General features: G+C 64.8%; 18 protein-coding genes, 1 pseudogene and 1 riboswitch. Of the genes and pseudogenes, 15 read left to right on the forward strand and 4 right to left on the reverse strand.

The window, feature by feature from the left end:
• Positions 1-389 precede the first annotated feature (389 nt).
• From ctaE to HMPREF0298_RS04530, 12 genes are all read left to right on the forward strand, one after another.
• Positions 390-1,010: an aa3-type cytochrome oxidase subunit III gene (gene ctaE, locus HMPREF0298_RS04475; RefSeq protein ID WP_186309863.1), complete on the forward strand. Its 621-nt coding sequence runs from the start codon at positions 390-392 to the stop codon at positions 1,008-1,010.
• Between the two features lie 68 nt (positions 1,011-1,078).
• Entirely contained in the window at positions 1,079-1,927 is an 849-nt protein-coding gene (gene qcrC, locus HMPREF0298_RS04480) for a cytochrome bc1 complex diheme cytochrome c subunit (protein ID WP_006839925.1), read from the forward strand.
• Positions 1,924-3,147 carry a cytochrome bc1 complex Rieske iron-sulfur subunit gene (qcrA, locus tag HMPREF0298_RS04485; RefSeq protein WP_006839926.1) on the forward strand — a complete coding sequence of 408 codons (1,224 nt, stop codon included), beginning with the start codon at positions 1,924-1,926 and terminating at the stop codon, positions 3,145-3,147. The genes qcrC and qcrA overlap by 4 nt, the downstream gene beginning before the upstream one ends.
• Positions 3,147-4,778, forward strand: a complete 1,632-nt coding sequence (gene qcrB / locus HMPREF0298_RS04490) for a cytochrome bc1 complex cytochrome b subunit (RefSeq protein ID WP_006839927.1) — start codon at positions 3,147-3,149, stop codon at positions 4,776-4,778. Before qcrA ends, qcrB begins: the two co-directional genes overlap by 1 nt.
• Before the next feature lie 370 nt (positions 4,779-5,148).
• Positions 5,149-5,357: riboswitch (cyclic di-AMP (ydaO/yuaA leader) on the forward strand.
• Between the two features lie 12 nt (positions 5,358-5,369).
• A complete protein-coding gene (locus tag HMPREF0298_RS04495; protein WP_006839928.1) occupies positions 5,370-6,119 on the forward strand; it encodes a C40 family peptidase in 750 nt (249 codons plus the stop codon).
• Positions 6,120-6,341: 222 nt separating this feature from the next.
• Positions 6,342-7,388, forward strand: a complete 1,047-nt coding sequence (locus tag HMPREF0298_RS04500) for a C40 family peptidase (protein WP_040422495.1) — start codon at positions 6,342-6,344, stop codon at positions 7,386-7,388.
• A 1-nt stretch (position 7,389) separates the two neighbouring features.
• Positions 7,390-8,526 (forward strand): glycosyltransferase family 4 protein, encoded by a 1,137-nt coding sequence (locus HMPREF0298_RS04505; protein ID WP_006839930.1) that lies wholly within the window; start codon positions 7,390-7,392, stop codon positions 8,524-8,526.
• An 11-nt stretch (positions 8,527-8,537) separates the two neighbouring features.
• Positions 8,538-9,509: an ROK family protein gene (locus HMPREF0298_RS04510; protein WP_006839931.1), complete on the forward strand. Its 972-nt coding sequence runs from the start codon at positions 8,538-8,540 to the stop codon at positions 9,507-9,509.
• 11 nt (positions 9,510-9,520) lie between these two features.
• Positions 9,521-10,258 (forward strand): lysophospholipid acyltransferase family protein, encoded by a 738-nt coding sequence (locus HMPREF0298_RS04515; protein ID WP_006839932.1) that lies wholly within the window; start codon positions 9,521-9,523, stop codon positions 10,256-10,258.
• A 15-nt stretch (positions 10,259-10,273) separates the two neighbouring features.
• A complete protein-coding gene (locus HMPREF0298_RS04520) occupies positions 10,274-10,477 on the forward strand; it encodes a hypothetical protein (RefSeq protein ID WP_157464378.1) in 204 nt (67 codons plus the stop codon).
• Position 10,478: 1 nt separating this feature from the next.
• A complete protein-coding gene (locus HMPREF0298_RS04525; protein WP_040422497.1) occupies positions 10,479-11,012 on the forward strand; it encodes a polyadenylate-specific 3'-exoribonuclease AS in 534 nt (177 codons plus the stop codon).
• 59 nt (positions 11,013-11,071) lie between these two features.
• Positions 11,072-12,460, forward strand: coding sequence for a class II 3-deoxy-7-phosphoheptulonate synthase (locus HMPREF0298_RS04530; protein ID WP_006839935.1), 1,389 nt, complete (start codon positions 11,072-11,074; stop codon positions 12,458-12,460).
• Between the two features lie 45 nt (positions 12,461-12,505).
• Here HMPREF0298_RS04530 and HMPREF0298_RS04535 read toward each other — a convergent pair.
• A pseudogene (locus HMPREF0298_RS04535) lies at positions 12,506-13,729 on the reverse strand (protein kinase domain-containing protein); the annotation flags it as partial.
• Between the two features lie 70 nt (positions 13,730-13,799).
• On the opposite strand from HMPREF0298_RS04535, the gene HMPREF0298_RS04540 reads away from it, so the two are divergent.
• The gene (locus tag HMPREF0298_RS04540) at positions 13,800-14,168 is read left to right on the forward strand and encodes an Rv2175c family DNA-binding protein (protein ID WP_040422499.1); all 369 of its coding nucleotides are present in this window, start codon (positions 13,800-13,802) and stop codon (positions 14,166-14,168) included.
• Here the strand turns inward: HMPREF0298_RS04540 and HMPREF0298_RS04545 are convergent.
• Genes HMPREF0298_RS04545 through HMPREF0298_RS04555 form a run of 3 tightly spaced genes read right to left on the reverse strand, consistent with a single transcriptional unit; the run spans position 14,140 to position 17,368 of the window.
• The gene (locus tag HMPREF0298_RS04545) at positions 14,140-15,600 is read right to left on the reverse strand and encodes an alpha-(1->6)-mannopyranosyltransferase A (protein ID WP_006839938.1); all 1,461 of its coding nucleotides are present in this window, start codon (positions 15,598-15,600) and stop codon (positions 14,140-14,142) included. The two genes, HMPREF0298_RS04540 and HMPREF0298_RS04545, sit on opposite strands and share 29 nt — an antisense overlap.
• Positions 15,593-16,714, reverse strand: coding sequence for a polyprenyl synthetase family protein (locus tag HMPREF0298_RS04550; RefSeq protein ID WP_425358140.1), 1,122 nt, complete (start codon positions 16,712-16,714; stop codon positions 15,593-15,595). The genes HMPREF0298_RS04545 and HMPREF0298_RS04550 overlap by 8 nt, the downstream gene beginning before the upstream one ends.
• Before the next feature lie 36 nt (positions 16,715-16,750).
• Positions 16,751-17,368, reverse strand: coding sequence for a GNAT family N-acetyltransferase (locus HMPREF0298_RS04555; RefSeq protein WP_006839940.1), 618 nt, complete (start codon positions 17,366-17,368; stop codon positions 16,751-16,753).
• A gap of 159 nt (positions 17,369-17,527) precedes the next feature.
• On the opposite strand from HMPREF0298_RS04555, the gene HMPREF0298_RS04560 reads away from it, so the two are divergent.
• Together HMPREF0298_RS04560 and HMPREF0298_RS04565 are read left to right on the forward strand one after the other, a co-directional pair.
• The gene (locus tag HMPREF0298_RS04560; protein ID WP_006839941.1) at positions 17,528-17,968 is read left to right on the forward strand and encodes an SAV_6107 family HEPN domain-containing protein; all 441 of its coding nucleotides are present in this window, start codon (positions 17,528-17,530) and stop codon (positions 17,966-17,968) included.
• Positions 17,969-18,096: 128 nt separating this feature from the next.
• Positions 18,097-18,483 carry a DUF3040 domain-containing protein gene (locus HMPREF0298_RS04565; RefSeq protein ID WP_006839942.1) on the forward strand — a complete coding sequence of 129 codons (387 nt, stop codon included), beginning with the start codon at positions 18,097-18,099 and terminating at the stop codon, positions 18,481-18,483.
• The last annotated feature ends 44 nt before the right edge of the window (positions 18,484-18,527 follow it).

Raw genomic sequence — 18,527 nt, forward strand, 5'->3', positions numbered from 1 at the left:
AACCGAAAAGGCGCGGGGGGTTTCGCTTTGCTGGAAAACAGGGCGCCGGGACCCAAGGGGTCAACCGAAAGTTGGGTAGGTGCGCGGCACTCTACGGCGACAGTGTGAGAACTGTCACTAGTTGCACCGGGTGAGGCAGCCCTGAGGGTGTGAAGCGGGAGATCGGTGGGCGGGGCTCGAGGGGGTGTTGCGAAGCGGTGCGAGCTTCTAGGGGGATGACCTGCGTTAACCCGCGTCGGATAGACGGGTGAGAAAGTTCCCGCAGCGGAAGAGAAAATTTCTTTAGCACATATTGGGAGAAAATAAGGGCAGGTTGAAGCCTTTCCGTCAGTCACTTTTCGGGGGTATACGAGGTGACTTTCAGGACAAAAAGGGCGATAATCACATGCGTGACGACCGCAATTACTAACCAAGAGATGGCGACACCGCCGAATCGTGTCCCAGTGCTGAACCGGCCGAACATGGTCAGCGTGGGCACGATCGCGTTCCTCGCCCAAGAGTTGATGTTCTTCGCCGGACTGTTCGCGATGTACTTCACGTCGCGTGCAAACGGCATGACCACCGGGGACTGGGAGAAGCAGACTGAGTACCTGAACGTGATGTTCGGTCTCATCATCACGATCGTTCTCGTGCTGTCTTCCGTGACCTCTCAGATGGGCGTGTTTGCCGCGGAGAGGGGAGACGTCTACGGACTACGCAGGTGGTTCAGCGTCACCATCGGGCTCGGCGTGGTCTTCCTCGGGCTCGTCGCCTTCGAGTGGTTTGAGATGGTCAGCCACGGAGTGACTCCTCAGGCCTCCGTGTACGGCTCGGTGTTCTACATCATCACCGGCTTCCACATGGCGCACGTGACGGCCGGCATCATCGCCTTCATCGTGGTGATGTTGCGCGTTGCCAAGTCGAAGTTCACGCCGGCGCAGGCTACTGCCGCGATGGCGACGTCCTACTACTGGCACTTCGTCGACGTCATCTGGATTGGCGTCTTTGTCACCCTGTACCTCGTTCAGTAATGCGCCTTGCCCGCGGAACCCGCGGGAAGACGCCACGTATAAGACTCACAGTCGCTTAAGGGAACACGATGGATAACACCCCAAAGAAGACGCGGAGCCGCCGCAAGATGCGGCGCACAGTCGCGGGCGCCGCTGCTCTCACTCTCGGCCTGACCGGTGCTGGCTTCCTGGCTACCGCTCTGACCCCCAACGCCCAAGTGGCGACGGCACAGCGTGATGATCAGGCGCTGATCCAGGAGGGCAAAGACCTCTACGACGTCGCCTGCATCACGTGCCACGGCGCTAACCTCCAAGGCGTTCAGGACCGCGGTCCGTCTCTGATCGGCACCGGTGAGGGCGCTGTGTACTTCCAGGTCAACTCTGGACGTATGCCGATGATGTCGAATGACGCCCAAGCCGAACGCAAGCGCCCGCGCTACACCGAGTCGCAGGCGCTCGCCATGGCCGCTTACGTCGCGGCAAATGGTGGCGGGCCGGAGCTTGTCTACAACGAAGACGGTTCCATCGCGATGGAGGAGCTGCGCGGAAAGAACTACGACGGCCAGATTCAGGCCGAGGATGTTGCCCGCGGCAGCGAGCTGTTCCGCCTCAACTGCGCTTCCTGCCACAACTTCACCGGCCGCGGTGGCGCGCTGTCCTCCGGCAAGTACGCGCCTGAGCTCGACCCTGCCAACGAGCAGGAGATTTACCAGGCGATGCTGACCGGACCGCAGAACATGCCGAAGTTCTCCGATCGTCAGCTGACTGCGGACGAGAAGAAGGACATCATCGCCTTCATCAAGTCCAGCAAGGAGACCCCGAGCCCGGGCGGCTGGGGACTCGGTGGCCTCGGCCCGGTTTCTGAGGGTATGGCTATGTGGATCATCGGCGTCACTCTCGTCGCCGCTGCTGCTATCTGGATTGGATCGCGCTCATGAGCAATGAAGTGAAGAAGAATTACACTGACGCGGAACTCGACCGCATGAACAACGCCGAGCTCGCCGCACTGGGCACCGAGCTCGATGACGTCACCGTTGCGTACCGCAAGGAACGCTTCCCGGTGGAAGGCGATCCGCGCGAAAAGGCCGCAGCGGCCGGCATCAATGTGTGGCTGACCATCTCGATTGTGATGGGCCTCGCGTTTCTCGGCGTGTACCTGTTCTGGCCGTGGGAGCCGAAGTTCCATGGCGATGAAGGCCTGTGGATGTACACCCTCTACACCCCCTTGCTCGGCCTGACGTCGATGCTCGCGCTGGGTGCGCTGGGCATCGCAATCATCCAGTACGTGAAGAAGTTCGTGCCGGAGGAGATCTCGGTGCAGCGCCGCCACGACGGTCGCTCCAGCGAGCTCGATCGCCGCACGACCACCGCGCTGCTTAACGACGCTTGGGAGACCTCAACCCTCGGTCGTCGTAAAGTCATGCAGGGCCTGCTCGGTGGCGCTGGCCTGTTGACCGGCCTGATCATCATCGCCCCGCTCGGTGGCCTGATTAAGAACCCGTGGCGCCCTCGTCACGAGCTCAATTACTACGGCGACGGCACCCTGTGGACGCATGGCTGGACCAAGATCGAGGAAGGTGTGAAGGTCTACCTCGGCCGCGATACCGGTGCCATCGCCGAGCTGCACGAGGGCCAGGCAGGCAAGCACTACACCACCGCCGGTGTTTCGCGCGTGGTGCGTATGCGCCCCGAGGACCTGGCGGCCGGGTCGATGGAGACGGTCTTCCCCCTCTACGAGGAGGACGTCAATGACGGCGCAACCTACGACCCCGAGCGCGAGGTTTACGAAAACCACATGCACTCCATCCACGGTCCGCGTAACGCCGTCATGCTAATCCGTCTGCGCTCCGAGGACGCTAACCGCGTCGTCGAGCGCGAGGGGCAGGAAACGTTCCACTACGGCGACTACTACGCCTACTCGAAGATCTGCACGCACATTGGTTGCCCGACGTCTCTGTACGAGGCTCAGACCAACCGCATCCTGTGCCCGTGCCACCAGTCGCAGTTCGATGCGTTGCACTACGGCAAGCCGGTGTTCGGCCCGGCCGCACGTGCCCTGCCGCAGCTTCCTGTGACAGTTGACGAAGAAGGTTACCTCGTTGCCAGCGGAAACTTCATCGAGCCCGTTGGCCCTGCATTCTGGGAGCGTAAGTCCTAATGAGCACTAAACTCGCACAAGCCGCGGACAATATTGATTCGCGCTACACTGTCTCTGGTTTCCTGCGCCCGCAGCTGAACAAGGTCTTTCCGACGCACTGGTCGTTCATGCTCGGTGAGATGGCGCTGTACAGCTTCATCATCCTGCTGCTGACCGGTATTTACCTGGCGTTGTTCTTCGACCCATCGATCACCAAGGTAATCTACGACGGTGGCTACCTGCCGCTCAACGGCGTCGAGATGTCGCGTGCGTACGCAACGGCACTGGACATTTCCTTCGAGGTGCGCGGCGGATTGTTCGTCCGCCAGATGCACCACTGGGCCGCTTTGATGTTCATGATGTCCATGTTCGCGCACATGCTGCGCATCTTCTTCACCGGCGCCTTCCGACGCCCGCGTGAAGCGAACTGGATCATCGGTGTCACCCTGATCCTCGTCGGCATGATCGAGGGCTTCATGGGCTACTCCCTGCCCGACGACCTGCTCTCCGGCGTGGGCCTGCGCATCATGTCCGCCATCATCGTCGGCATCCCGATCATCGGTACCTGGATGCACTGGGCGATCTTCGGCGGCGACTTCCCGTCGGACCTCATGCTGGACCGCTTCTACATCCTGCACGTTCTGATCCTGCCGGGCCTGATCCTCGCGCTCGTCGCGGCCCACCTGCTTCTCGTGTGGTTCCAGAAGCACACCCAGTTCCCCGGCCCAGGCCGCACGGAGAACAACGTCGTGGGCATCCGCATCATGCCGGTGTTCGCGGTCAAGGCCATCGGGTTCATGTTCGTTGTTTTCGCCGTGCTCTCCGGCATGGCGGGTCTGACCACCATCAACGCGATCTGGAACCTGGGGCCCTACAACCCCTCGCAGGTCTCCGCTGGTTCCCAGCCCGACGTCTACATGCTGTGGACGGACGGCGCGGCGCGCGTCATGCCGGCGTGGGAGCTCTACCTGGGCAACTACACCATCCCGGGTGCGTTCTGGGTGGCGTTGATGTGTGGCATCCTCGTGATGCTGCTCTTTGCCTACCCGTTCATTGAGCAGGCGGTCACTGGTGACCGTGCTCACCACAACCTCCTGCAGCGCCCCCGCGACGTTCCAGTGCGAACCGGCATCGGCGTCATGGCCGTGACATTCTTCTTGTTGCTGACCATCTCCGGCGGCAACGACCACGTCGCACACTTCTTCCAGATTTCGCTCAACGCGATGACCTGGTTCGGACGCATCGGCCTGATCGTTCTGCCGCCGCTGGTGTACTTCATCACCTACCGCATCTGTGTCGGCCTCCAGCGTTCCGACCGCGAAGTTCTGGAGCACGGTATCGAGACCGGCATCATCAAGAAGCTGCCGAACGGCGCCTTCGTGGAGATCCACCAGCCTCTCGGCCCGGTCGACGAGCATGGTCACCCGATCCCGCTGGAGTACGCGGGTGCTCGTGTGCCGAAGCAGATGAACCAGCTGGGCTACGCGGATTCCGAAACGATCGGCACGTTCTCTCCGGCGGAGCTCGGCGTCACCGAGCGGGTGCGCGACGCCGCGGAGAGCAACCACCACGACGAAATTGAGACGCTGCGCACATTGGAAGCTACCAAGCACTCATCTGACCGCGACGCAACGCCGCGAGATGACAAGTAGTTTGAGAACAGTGCCGCGTTAGAGCGCGAATAATGGGCCTCCCGAAAGGGAGGCCCATTTCTCTATTGCGACCCGGTAACGTATTACGTGTGTCAAACGTCACAGCGGCCAATCTTCGGCGGGGCCGCCGGGGCAACGGTTTCTGCGATTGACCCTCGGGAATTTCGTAAACATGCAGCTAGAAAGCATAATTTCTACTTTAGTCCCCGTGGTGGCAACGGTGAGCCCACCCCTCGGGTGAGGCTGAATGCGCGGTTGTACAAAAATAACGACGCGATAACGGATGTCGCATTGGACAATTGCCGTTGCGGTTTCGTAACCTATTCGAGACATTGCGGCAACGATCGTTGGATGCAAGTTACGACAACAAAAACGTATAACGCCGAGTCCTCGGCAGCCACAGCGCACAAGGCGCCTGCGGCTGAAGGGGAGCCGGGGACCCACTACAGGGCCCGCGGGCCACACCTGGGGTGAATGCGCGCAAGGATCTTTTCCCGACTCGTTTGGGTCAAGAAGGAGCGGCGCAGGACTTTTCTCGAGTCCAACCCGACAGCTAACCCGGTAGGCAAGAGAAGATATGGAGTATTTCACGTGACAAAGCACCGTCGCCAGAACTCGTCCGCAGCGCGCAACATTGCTGCCGTTTCCGCCCTCGTTACGGGCGCAACCCTTCTGGCACCGGCCACCGCAGAGGCTGCTGAGGTTCGTGTCCCCAACAGCCCCGTCAGCGTCCAGGTTCCCGGCATCGAGAACGTCCCCGGGATCGCTGCCATCCCCGGCATTGAGATGTGGATCCCCTCGCTGGGTGGTCAGGCACCCACCGGTGACGTCGCAGCTGCAATCGCGGCAGTCAAGGCTGTGCCGGGCGTAACCAACATCCCGGGCTTCTCCGACTTCCTCGCGGAGGCTGAGACCCGCTACGCCACCGCCCCGGCTGACACGTCCGCGCAGACCGTCGAAGCTGCTGCGGCACCGGCAATCGTCGCTCCGGCACCCTCCGCTGGCCAGCAGATCGTTGACATCGCCCGCTCCAAGATCGGCTCCCCGTACGTCTACGGCGCGGCCGGCCCCAACGCCTTCGACTGCTCCGGTTTCACCTCCTGGGTCCACGCACAGGCTGGTAAGTCCATCCCGCGTACCTCTCAGGCGCAGGCTTCCGGCGGCACCCCCGTCAGCCTGAACGACATCCAGCCGGGCGACGTCGTTGTCTACTACAGCGGCGCCTCCCACGTCGGCATCTACGCCGGCAACGGCACCATCATCGACGCTTTAAACTCCGGCTCCCCGGTTACGGAGCGCCCGCTCAACATGATGCCGATCCACTCCGTGGTTCGCTTCTAAACGCATTCTCAAACTGGCCCCGCGCGACGGCGTGCGGGGCCAGTTTTGCGCCTCAAAACAAATCGGGGGCAATGTCTTGATTCTCGGGTTCGGGGCGCTATAGTGTGTAACAGTTCTATAAAGCTCGAGCTGCTTAGCTGCGGCTCCAGCGCCGTGTCCGTTGCGGATGCGGCCCATATCCTGTTAAAGGGTTTTACAAGGAAAGTGTCGAGGAAGTCCACCGTGGGTAAGCACTCTCTTCCTCCGCGCGCTCGCCGAAGCGCCGGAACAATTGCATACACAACCGTTTCCCTGGCCGTCGCGGGTGCCACCGTGGCCGGACTCGTTTCTCCCGCACACGCCGAAGACCTGGACACCCTCATTGCGGAACTAGGTACCGTCTCGGACGAAGCGACCGCGAAGATGGAGCAGATTAAGGACCTCGAGGGCCAGCTCGAGCAGGCGCGTGCGGAGCTCGATGATAGCGCTCGGGCGGCCGCTGCTGCCCAGGCTAGGGCCGAGGAGGTGCGTGGAGCCCGCGCCATGCAGCAGGGGGACGTCAACGCTGTCGCGACTTCGACCTACCGCACGCTGCAGGTGGACAATGTGGTGAACACGCTCGGTTCCGCTACCCCGCAGGAGGTCATTGACAAGACCACCTACCTCGGATCCATTTCCCGCAAGCGCCAGGAGCAGCTTGATGGCCTGCGCGCCGCGAACGAAGAGGCGATTCAGGCCGCGCGTGAAGCGGACGTCGCTAAGGCGACCGCGCAGTACAACCGCGTCAAGCTCGACACACAGTTGGCGCAGCTGGAAAAGGAGCGTGCTGACATCGAGGCCCGGATCAAAGACGTTGAGGCCCGTGTGGATGCGCTCTCGCCCGCGGCGCGTGAGGCTTGGACGAACCAGGCCAACCCGGTGCCTGCGGACATGCTTGACCCGGGTGCGTTCGGTAACGCGATCACGGCCGCTGCGCTCGCGCAGCTGGGCAAGCCCTACGGCTGGGGGGCCGCCGGGCCCGATGCTTTCGACTGCTCCGGGCTGATGGTGTGGGCGTACTCCCAGAACGGGAAGTCGATCCCGCGCACCTCCCAGGCGCAGCTTGCTGGCGGAACCCCCGTGTCCATGTCGGACCTGCAACCGGGTGACATCGTCGGCTACTACCCGGGTGTCACGCATGTGGGCATGTACATCGGCAACGGCCAGGTCGTCCACGCATCCGACTATGGCATCCCCGTCCAGGTCGTGCCGTTGAACTCGATGCCGGTGCAGGGAGCGGTCCGCTACTAGAATGCCGGTGCTGCTCGTCACTAACGACTTCCCACCCGCTGTCGGTGGGATTCAGTCGTATGTGAGGGACTTCGCCGATGAGTTCGTGCGGAGGGCCGGCCCCGACGAGCTCCTCGTGTTCGCCTCCACTCAAGACGCCGACGCGGCTAGGCGCTGGGACTCGAACGTTGGCTACACCGTGGTGCGCTGGCCGCGCCGCGTCATGCTCCCCACCCCGGCGACGGTCCGCGAGATGCGCCGCCTCATCCGCGAACACGGCGTGGACACCGTATGGTTCGGAGCCGCTGCGCCCCTGGCGCTGATGGGGGCGGCGGCGAAGTCGGCTGGAGCGCGGCGGGTTCTCGCCTCGACCCACGGCCATGAGGTCGGCTGGTCGATGCTGCCTGGCGCGCGTCAGGTGCTCTCGGTCATCGGGCGGCGCGCGGACGTGGTGACGTACGTGTCGGAGTACGCTGTCGGGCGCTTCCGGAGCGCGTTTGGGGCGATGCCGAGGTTCGAGGCGTTGCCGTCGGGCGTCGACAAGCAATTTTTTCGCCCGGCCAGCGAGCCCGAGCGTGCCGCCGTGCGCTCCGAGCTGGGCATCCGCGGGCCGATGATTGTTTGCGCGTCCAGGCTCGTGCGCCGCAAGGGCCAGGACACGCTTATCGACGCCCTCCCCAGCATCATCGATGCCTACCCCGACGCACGCCTCGTCATCGTCGGCGAGGGGCCCTACGCACGCGCCTTGACAAGGCGCGCGAGACCGCTCGCCGAATCCGTGGTGTTCACCGGAGCCGTGGATCGTGCGCGTCTGCGCGACATCGTCGCGGCGGCGGACGTGTTCGCGATGCCCGCGCGGACGAGGGGAGCGGGCCTGGACGTGGAGGGGCTCGGCATTGTCTACCTCGAAGCCCAGGCGTGCGCCGTGCCGGTCGTGGTGGGGGATTCGGGTGGGGCGCCGGAGACGGTGACGGATCAAACCGGTGTCGTGGTCGACGGGCGAGACCACGACGCGGTGGCCGCTGCGATCATCTCCCTGCTGGGGGATCCTGCACGACGCCGCGAGATGGGCCGAGCCGGCCGCGCCCACGTGGAGCGGGCCTTTTCGTGGGAAGCCTTGGGAGACAGGCTCTACAACCTTCTGAGCCCGACGGGTTAATATAGTTGGCTATGCTCCCCGAAACCCGACGCGCGGACGCCGCGCCGTTGACCATCGGCTTCGATATTGGCGGCACGAACACCCGAGCTGGCGTGGTCACGGCCGCCGGAGAGATCATCGACTCGCGCTCGATTGAAACCCCGCACGACGCAGATGAGCTCACCGCGTCGATTACCCGGCTCGTCGCCGAGGTGCGCCGTGACCACGACATTGCGGCGGTCGGTGCGGCGATCGCCGGGTTTTTGGACCCCGCCTGCGAGAAGGTGCGCTTTGCCCCGCACTTGCCCTGGCGTAACGACGCTCCCGTCAAGGCCATGCTGGAAGACGCGATCGGTCTGCCCGTGCGCCTCGAGCACGACGCTAACTCCGCGGCGTGGGGGGAATACAAGTTCGGCGCGGCGAAGAACGCCGAGACGTGGGTGTTCTTCGCCGTCGGCACGGGAATCGGCGCCACGCTGATGCACCGCGGCGAGATCTACCGCGGGGCGTTCGGCACGGCCCCGGAGTTCGGGCACCTCACCGTCGTGCCGGGTGGGCGGGTGTGCTCCTGCGGCAAACACGGCTGTCTGGAGCGCTACGCCTCCGGCACGGCTCTGGTGGATACCGCCGTGGAGGTCGCCTCCGCCGGCGGGTACAAGGCGTGCGGGCTCTACCGCAAAGTAGTGGACAAGCGCGCCAACGGGCACGACGTGATGGCTGCGGCGCGGAGCGGGGATGCGCTGGGGCGGGCGGCCGTCGACACGTTCGCGGACTGGCTCGGCCAGGGGCTCTCCATCGTCGCCGACGTGCTCGACCCCGAGCTCATCGTGCTGGGCGGGGGTGTCAGCGACGACGCGGATCTCTTCATCGACCGGGCGAGGGGTGCCATGACCCGCGACATCGTGGGCGCCGGCTACCGGCCGCTGCCGACACTCATTCGCACCGAGCTCGGCCCCGAGGCAGGTATGATCGGCGTGGCTGATTTGGCGCGGAAACTGGTGTAAAGGAAAAGCACATGGTGAACAAATGGTATGCGGTGTTCAAGGCCATCCTAGGCCCGCCGTTGCTGGTGTGGAACCGGCCGACGATCGAGGGCGCGCACAACATTCCGCGCACAGGCACCGCCATTTTGGCGTCGAACCACCAGGCCGTGATGGATTCGTTCTACCTCCCGCTGATGGTGTGGCGCCAGCTCACGTTCCCGGCGAAGAAGGAATACTTCACCACCCCGGGTGTCGGCGGAGCGATCCAGCGCTTCTTCTTCAGCTCGGTGGGCCAGATCCCAGTAGATCGCAGCTCCTCCGGGGCCGCAGACGACCTGGAGCGCGCGGCGGAGGAGGTCTTCGCCGACGGAAAGCTGATGGGGTTCTACCCCGAGGGCACCCGCTCGCCGGACGGGCGCCTGTACAAGGGGCGCACCGGCATGGCGCGTATCGCGATGAAAAACAACGTCGACGTCATCCCGGTGGCGATGATTGGCACCCGCAACGCCAACCCGATTGGCACCTTCGTTCCGCGTCCCCGGCGGGTGCGCATCAAGGTCGGGGAGCCGATCAGCCCGCACGCGTGGGCGCGCGAGAACGGTTGCGACCCCGACTCCCGTGAGGTGGCGCGCCCGTTCACCGACTTCATCATGGAAAAGCTCAGTGAGCTGTCGGGCTACGAGTACGTGGACGCATACGCGTCCGAGGTGAAGAAGTCGCTCGAGGCCGGCCACGGCTACCCCGCGGGTACGGAACCTAAGACGCCGTAATTTAAGATGGTGGCCATGGACCGAGACCTTCTCATCCGCGTGGCCTTATGCTGCGTGCTCGTCGCCGCAGTCATGGTGGCCACCCAGACCGGCCGCTACATCAACGTTGTCGCCCCGCTCGCGGTGATCGGCGTGGCGGTGGTCATGTTCTGGCCGCGCCGACGCGGGGCATCCGCCCCGGATCCCGCGGAGCGCGATGACGCGTCCGGGCGTGGGTAGGGTGCGCTACTTCTACGACACCGAGTTCATCGAGGACGGCGCTACCATCGAGCTGGTCTCCATCGGGATTGTCGCCGAGGACGGCCGCGAGTATTACGCGGTGTCGACGGACTTCGACGCGGCCAAGGCGAACCGGTGGGTGCGCGACAACGTCCTGGACAAGCTTCCCAGCCCCGGGGAGTCCGAGTGGAAACCGAACTCCGCGATCCGGCGCGAGGTGCTCGAGTTTGTCACCGCCGGGCCGGGCCACCCGGAGCTGTGGGCCTGGGTGGGCGCCTACGATCATGTGGTCCTGGCCCAGCTGTGGGGCGACATGAGCGCGCTTCCTAAGGCGCTGCCGCGGTACACCCGCGAACTGAAGCAGTACTGGGAGATGGCGGGGCGCCCGAAGCTGCCCAGTTTGCCCAAGGGCAACCACAACGCGCTTGTCGACGCCCGCCACAACCTGGCCAAGTTCACCGCCTGTACCGCGGCCCTGCCGCTGGGCGACAATGGGCAGGTTTCCATCGTGCGGGAACACCATTCCACCAGGTGACAATCGCCTCCCGTGACCTGGGGTTTCAAATATGCCCCCAGCATGATAAAACTTGAGGGGTGAGTTGGACTATCGACATCCCCAAAGACGTTCTGCCCGATCTTCCGCCGTTGCCGGGGGATTTGAACGAACGATTCCAGGACGTCATCTCCCGTGACGCCAAACAGCAGCCGACGTGGGACGCGAACGAGGCCGGCTACGTGCGCAAGATCCTCGAGTCCGTTCCGCCCGTCGTACTCGCACCCGAGATCGAGGTGCTCAAGGGCCAGCTTGCCGACGTCGCCCTGGGCAAGGCGTTCCTCCTGCAGGGCGGCGACTGCGCCGAGACCTTCGAATCCAACACGGAGCCGCACATCCGCGCTAACGTGCGCACCCTGCTGCAGATGGCGGCCGTGCTGACGTATGGCGCCTCGGTGCCCGTGGTCAAGCTCGGCCGCATCGCTGGCCAGTACGCCAAGCCGCGCTCGTCCGACCTGGACGAAAACGGACTGCCGAACTACCGTGGCGACATTGTCAACGGTGTGGAGCCCACCCCTGAGGACCGCCGACACGACCCCGCCCGCATGGTCCGTGCGTACGCGAACGCCTCGGCAGCCATGAACTTGGTGCGTGCGCTGACCTCGTCGGGCACGGCGGATCTGAACCATATCCACGACTGGAACCGCCAGTTCGTGGCGTCGTCGCCGGCTGGTGCCCGCTACGAGGCGCTGGCGCGCGAGATTTCGCGCTCGCTCGATTTCATGCGCGCCTGCGGTGTCAACGACGAGCACCTGCGCACCAGCGAGATCTACGCCTCTCACGAGGCGCTGCTTGTGGACTACGAGCGCGCCATGCTGCGCCTCGCGGAGGACTCCCACGGAGAAACCAAGCTCTACGACCTCTCCGCCCATCAGCTCTGGATCGGTGAGCGCACCCGTGGCATGGAGGACTTCCACGTCAACTTCGCCGCGATGATCAACAACCCGATCGGGATCAAGCTCGGCCCGAAGGCCACCCCTGAGGAAGCCGTCGCGTACGCCGAGAAGCTGGATCCGAACCGCGAGCCGGGCCGACTTACCATGGTCATTCGCATGGGCCATGACAACGTCCGCAGCGTGCTGCCGGGCATCGTCAAGGCCGTCGAGGCCTCGGGCCACAAGGTTGTCTGGCAGTCCGACCCGATGCACGGCAACACCTTCACCGCGTCCAACGGGTACAAGACCCGGCACTTCGACAAGATCATTGATGAGGCCCAGGGCTTCTTCGAGGTCCACCGCGAGCTCGGCACCCACCCGGGCGGCGTGCACATCGAGCTCACCGGTGAGAACGTGACCGAGTGCCTCGGCGGAGCGCAGGACATCACCGACCTGGATTTGCCGGGCCGCTACGAGTCCGCTTGCGACCCGCGCCTGAACACCGAGCAGGCCCTGGAGCTGGCCTTCCTCGTGGCCGAGATGCTGCGCTACTAAAAGCGCCCGGTTAAAAACTTTCGCCCAGTTCTCCCCGCCCTATCTAATGAGGGCGGGGAGTTCGCCGTACATGCCCGAGCCGAACCACCACGCGCCGATGGCCACTAGCGCGATGACCAGCAGCGACAGCGCCACGAAGATCGCGGTGCCAAGCGCGCTGCGATTGGTCAACGGCTTCGGCGGTGGGGCAACTGGCGGTGGGGCAACTGGCACAGGGGAGGGTGCCGCAGGCGGCGGAGCTGCCGGCACCGGGGTCACCGGGGGTTGTGGCGCGGCCCCGGCCACGCGGGTGCTACCCGATTCGGGAAACAGGCGTCGCTCAAACGCGGGCGGTGCGGGCTGCGGCTGCGGGGTGTTCAGCAACGTGACAGCCGTCGGGTGGGCCGCTGCGCGGTTCGCGGCGGAGTCGCGCGGCACCGGCACCACGTAGTCGGGCAGGCCAAGCGCCGCGGCGACGTCGTCAAGCGCGGCGAGGAACTCGGCAGCGTCGACGAAGCGGTCCTCGGGGCGGCGGGAGGTTGCTGTCGCAACGAGCTCGTCGACAAGCTTGGGCACGCCCTCGATGCGTGACGACGGCGCCGGGACGTCCCGGTTGAGCCGCGCGTACGCATGAGCCAGCGGAGTCTCGCCCGAGAATGGGACACCTCCCGTGAGCAGCTCGAACAAGACGATGCCGGCGGAGTAGACATCAGAGGCCGGGCCCATCGGGGAACCATCGACTTGCTCGGGCGAAAGATAGCTGACAGTGCCCACGATCTGATCGGTTGAGTGAGTGGCATCGGCAGCAGCACGCACGAGGCCGAAGTCGGCAAGTTTCACGCGGTGGTCTAAGTTGATCAGAATGTTGTCCGGCTTGATGTCGCGGTGCACCATTCCCTTGCGGTGGGCGATCGAGAGCCCGGTCAGCGTCGCGCGCATGACCGCGGCGGCTGCGTGCGGGGGCATCGGGCCGCGCTCGGCCAGCAACTCGCGCAGCGTGCCGCCGCGAATCAGCTCCATGATGAGGAAAACGTGGTCGCCCTCGTGGGAAAAGTCGTAGACGTTGACCAGGTTGGGGTGCGACAGCTGAGCCATGGCGCGGGCTTCGCGCCGGAAGCGGGTAAGAAAGAGATGATCGTCGACGTAGCGGTTGTCCATCACCTTCGCCGCGACCTCCCTACCGAGGCGGACGTCGACGCAGCGGTACACCGTGGACATGCCGCCGCGGGCGATGGGGCGATCGATGACGTAGCGGTTGTCCAGATAATCACCCACGGCAAGCTCAGTCATGCATTCCAGTATGGCCGACAGGCGCCTCCAACAGCCAACCCACAGCCAGTGCGCGGGTAAGGTATCTCACGTGACTACGCCGAATATTGACCTCGACGGATTGCTCGCCAACGAGACACTTCTGCCGCTGCCGGATGTCGCCGAGTACCTCGGCGTGCCGGTGACCAAGGTGCACGACCTCGTGGGTGCGCACAAGCTGCTCGTCTACCGCAAAGACGGGGTGAAGTACGTCCCCGAGCGCCTCTTAGGCGAGGACGGGGAGCTGTCCAAGTTCGTCGGCGGCGCCATCATGGTGCTTCACGACGGCGGCTACAGCGCCGACGAGATCCTCCACTACCTGTTCACCGACGACGAGTCGCTGCCCGGCCGGCCCATCGACGCCCTGCACAGCCACGGCGCACGTGAGGTGATCAGGCGAGCGCAGGCGATGGCGTTCTAGCCTCAGCCGGCGTTGTCGGCGCCCGCGGGTAGACCACCTCGGCGGCGATCCAGGCGGCGGCGAAGGACACGACGATGAACCAGCCGTCGTAAAAGCGGTGGTTGCCGCTGCCGGTGAAGGCGAGAGCGACCACGACGGAGAAGAAGACCGTGGCGCGCCGCACCCACAGCGGCGTACTCACCGTGCCCAGCAGGGAGAGCAGCGAGGCGTAGTACCACGGGAAGGTCACCGCGTTGGCGACGAACGCCACTGCGTAGGCACACGCGATGCCCGCCACCGCCTCGCGGTCGTTGCGGCGGAAGATAAACCACGTCAGAGCCAGGCCGACGAGCATCAGCACCGCGCCGATCCGGCGCGCGAGTGCGAGTGCCGCGTTGTAGCGGAAGTGCTCGTCAAAAAGCTGGGCGAGGGGAGTGAACGCGTCGGCGACCAAGGTGGGGCCGGCGAGCGGGTTGACCACCTTTGAGTTCCCGGAGATCTCGGCGACCCAGCCGAAGGAGGAGCCGGAGAGCACAGTAACGGCCCACAGCACGGCCATGGTCAGCACGACCGACACCGCGCCGACCAGCACGAAATCGACGGCGTTGCGCGCGAGGGTCGCGGTGTCACTGCGGCGGCGGTTGTAGGCCATCCACACCACGAACGGCAGGGCGATCGCGGCGGTGGCTTTGAGCGACACCGCGAGGCTAATCACCACGATGCCGAGCACGAAACGGTTGCGCAGGCAGGCGAGCAGGCCCACGCTGACGAGCCCGACCATAATCGCCTCGTTGTGCATCCCGCCGACCATGTGCAGCAGCATCACCGGGTTGGCCACGCCGAGCCAGAGCGCGAGGGCGGGGTTGCCGCCGAGTTCTGCGGCGATGCGGGGCACGGCCCAGACGATCGCCGCGAACCCGGCGAGGGTAAGCAGCTTGTACGCCAGGATCCCCAAGGTGACGTTGTCGCCGACGAGGGTGGTAATCCGCTCGCCAATCCACAGGTGCAGCGGCCCGTAGGGGGTGGTCGTGTTGCGCCAGTCGTGGCTGACTTCGTAGAGGTAGGGGCCCGGATTGACCGCGGCGCCTTCGGTGTAGGGGTCGAAGCCATCGCGAAGCATCGCGCCCTGCATGAGGTAGGAGTAGACGTCACGCGACAGGATCGGCGCGGCGAAGGCAAGCCCGGCGGCCCATAGCCAGGTCGCGCGCTTGGTCTCCGCCTCGCCCGCGTGTTGGCGGGTGAGGTCGCGCCCAAACCAGACCCACGCCACCACTAGGGCAATAATGCCGGCGGTGAGCAGCGCGTCCATGATGGAGCGGCCGTGGCCGTACATGAGGTGGCCCAAGCCGAGCTCGCGCATTACGCCGCCGCGGTTGCGGGTGGCGCCAGCGCCGTAGCTGCCGAGGGCGATAACAATCCCCGCGGCGAGGCCGAGCCATACCGACCTAGGCACGGCGCTCCGTCGCCCGAATCGCCAGATCACGCAGCGTGTTCGCAACCTCGCCATCAATACCCGCCCTGCTCAAGTGGGCAAGCCCGGACTCAGTTAAGTCCGCAATTTGCTTTTCGACGTCCGCGATCGCGCCGCTGGACTCCACAATCGCCGCGAGCTCCGCAAGCTCGTCGCGATCGCTCGTGCGGCCCACGCGATCGCGCAGGCGGGCGGCGGAGACGGGGTCGGTGGCGTCGAGACGATTCAGCGCCGCGGCGAGCAGGACCGTCCGCTTGCCCTCGCGCAGGTCGTCGCCAGCCGGCTTGCCGGTGACGGCTTCGTCGCCGAAGACGCCGAGTAGGTCGTCGCGAAGCTGGAAGGCGATCCCGATGTCGCGGCCGTAGCCGCGGAACGCCTCTATCGTGTCCGCTGGCGCGCCGGCGATCGCGGCACCGAGGTGCAGCGGGCGCTCGATGGTGTAGGCGGCCGTTTTGTAGCGGTTGACGTTGTTGGCCATCTCGACAGACTCGTTGGCGGCGGCCTCGAGCGCGATGTCGAGCAGCTGGCCGCCGATGACTTCGGTGCGCATGCCGCGCCACGGCTCGGCGGCGCGGGTCAGCGCGGCCTCGCTGAGGCCCGAGTAACGCCACATGTCTTCCGCCCAGATCAGTGCGAAGTCGCCGATGAGGATGGCCTCGTTGCGCCCGTAGTCCGCCGAGTCGCCGAACAGGTCGTCTTTACTGTGGCGGGCCTCCACGGCGCGGTGCACTGTGGGGTTGCCGCGCCGGGTATCGGAGGCGTCGATGATGTCGTCGTGAATCAGCGCGCACGCCTGGATCAGTTCGAGCGAGCTCACGGCGCGCAGGACAGCCTCCGGGTCCTCGGAGCCAACCCCGCCTGCGGCGCGCGCGCCGAAGAAGCCGGTCCAGGCGTACAGGGGGCGGATCCGCTTGCCGCCGCCGAGGATGAAGTCGCGCAGGTGCTGAACGGAGCGGGTGACCGGGGGGCCGATCTTCTCCACCTCGGCGTAGCGCTCGTCGAGAAACGCCTCGAGCGCACCTTTGACGGCTGAAGGGAAATCGGCCGGGTTTGCGTCCTCCCTGGCCAACCCGCTCGGCGCACCCACCACAACGATCTCCTCATTACCTATCGACAATATTTCGCCTCAACACTACCCGCCCGCGTGCAGGGGAAGGGTGCGGCCGAGGATGGCGAAGGGGCGATCGTCGCCCGCGTAGTAGAAGTCTCGCAGGATGTCCCGAAAGCCCATCGAGCGGTACAGGCCGAACGCGTTGTTGGATTCGTTCGCAACCTCGGGGGTGGACAGCAGGGCCCATCGCGCCGGGGCGTTCCACAGCAGACGGGAAAGCAGGGCCCGCCCGATCCCCGCACCCTGGCGGGAGGGGTGGACGTGGATTTCGGCGATTTCGAAGTAATCACGAAGCATCGCTGAGTGCTGCGGGCTTATCCCACCGTTTTGACGCAGGCCACGGATGAGCTGTTGGTCCCACCACCGTTCGCGGCTGCCGATAAATCCGTACGCGATGCCGACTACCGTCTCGTCAACCGCCCCGTCAACCGCGCCGCCCATGCTGCCGGCCGCTGTTGCTGTGCGTTCGATGGCGGCGACGGCAGTGAAACCGGGCCAGACAATCTCGCGCTGCCAGACAGAAATGCGGCCAGAGCGAATCGCCGGGTCGTATCCCATTGCCGTGATGTAGATGTCAACGAGGTCGGGGGCGAGAATCGCGAATTCGGGGCCGCTGAGGCGACGATAAGTCACAGTCACCCTTCTATCGAACCATGCGGCGCACACGAAGTGGTGGTGTTCGGGACACAATGACCCGATTAGAACAAATGTTCCAACATTGCCGGGGTATGTCGAACGTGCGTTTTAGAGTATCGGCAATCAACAAGATTAAACGACGCACAACCCCGGGAGGTACACATGTCCAGCATCGTCTCAGCCACCACGAAAGCCACCTACGGAGCTGCCGCGCACGGAACCCGGCGTGAACAGTTCTTCCGTTCCGCGCATGTGCTTCTTGCCCAGGCGCGCACCGATTACGAGGCGGGCGCCCTCGATATGGCAATGGAAAACGCCTACCGCGCGGCCCTTCGGGCGGCGGGAGCTGTCAACGCCGGCTCGCCGGTGATACGCAAACGCAAGAGGCTTCCGGCTAGTGCGTGGGACAAACTCGCGTTGACGTCGGATCGTGGCAAAGAATGGGCCTCGACGTTTTCCGCGTTTTCCGCCCCGCGCAACAGGGCCATCACGGGCATCGAACCAAACCCCGATGCCAACGTTGTGCTCCGCCTCATTGCGCTGGTAGAAGAATTCTTGGAAGAGTCCACCCCCGGCTCTACGAAGGCACCCTTAGTTGCCTAGCGTGAACTTGGTAGTCGGGTGCGCATTTCGGAAAGGAAACCTCGGGTAGGAACAATCTGGATACACTGGCCGTTGTAGTAGATGTAAGCCAAGCACAATCGTCCAACGGTAGAGCTGGAGAGTAGACAGTGTCCCTTTCTGAGCAGGAACAGCGCACCCTTCGCGAGATCGAGCAATCGCTTCTCGCCGAGGACCCCAAGTTTGGTGACAGGGTGCCCCAGGGTTCCGGTTTCGCAGGCCAAGCAGGCGGCGGCCGACTCACCATGCGCAGCGCCGCGCTGATGGTAACCGGCCTGGTCCTGCTCATTGGCGGCGTTGCACTGGCGACAGTGAGTGTGTGGCTCGTTGCCGTCAGCGTCATCGGGTTTATCGTCATGCTCGCCGGCGGCGTGATGGCTCTGACCACTCCTTCGGGCGAATCCTCGCCGCAGCCGCGCCCCGTTGCCGCAACGCGGCGTCCCGCGCGCAGCTCGAAGATGGAAGAAAATTTCAAGCGCCGTTTCGAGGGTCAGTAACTTACTGGCGGCACCAAGCCCGCCCCGCGCACGCGCGTGGGGCG

The organism is Corynebacterium lipophiloflavum DSM 44291 (assembly GCF_000159635.1).
Lineage (GTDB): Bacteria > Actinomycetota > Actinomycetes > Mycobacteriales > Mycobacteriaceae > Corynebacterium > Corynebacterium lipophiloflavum.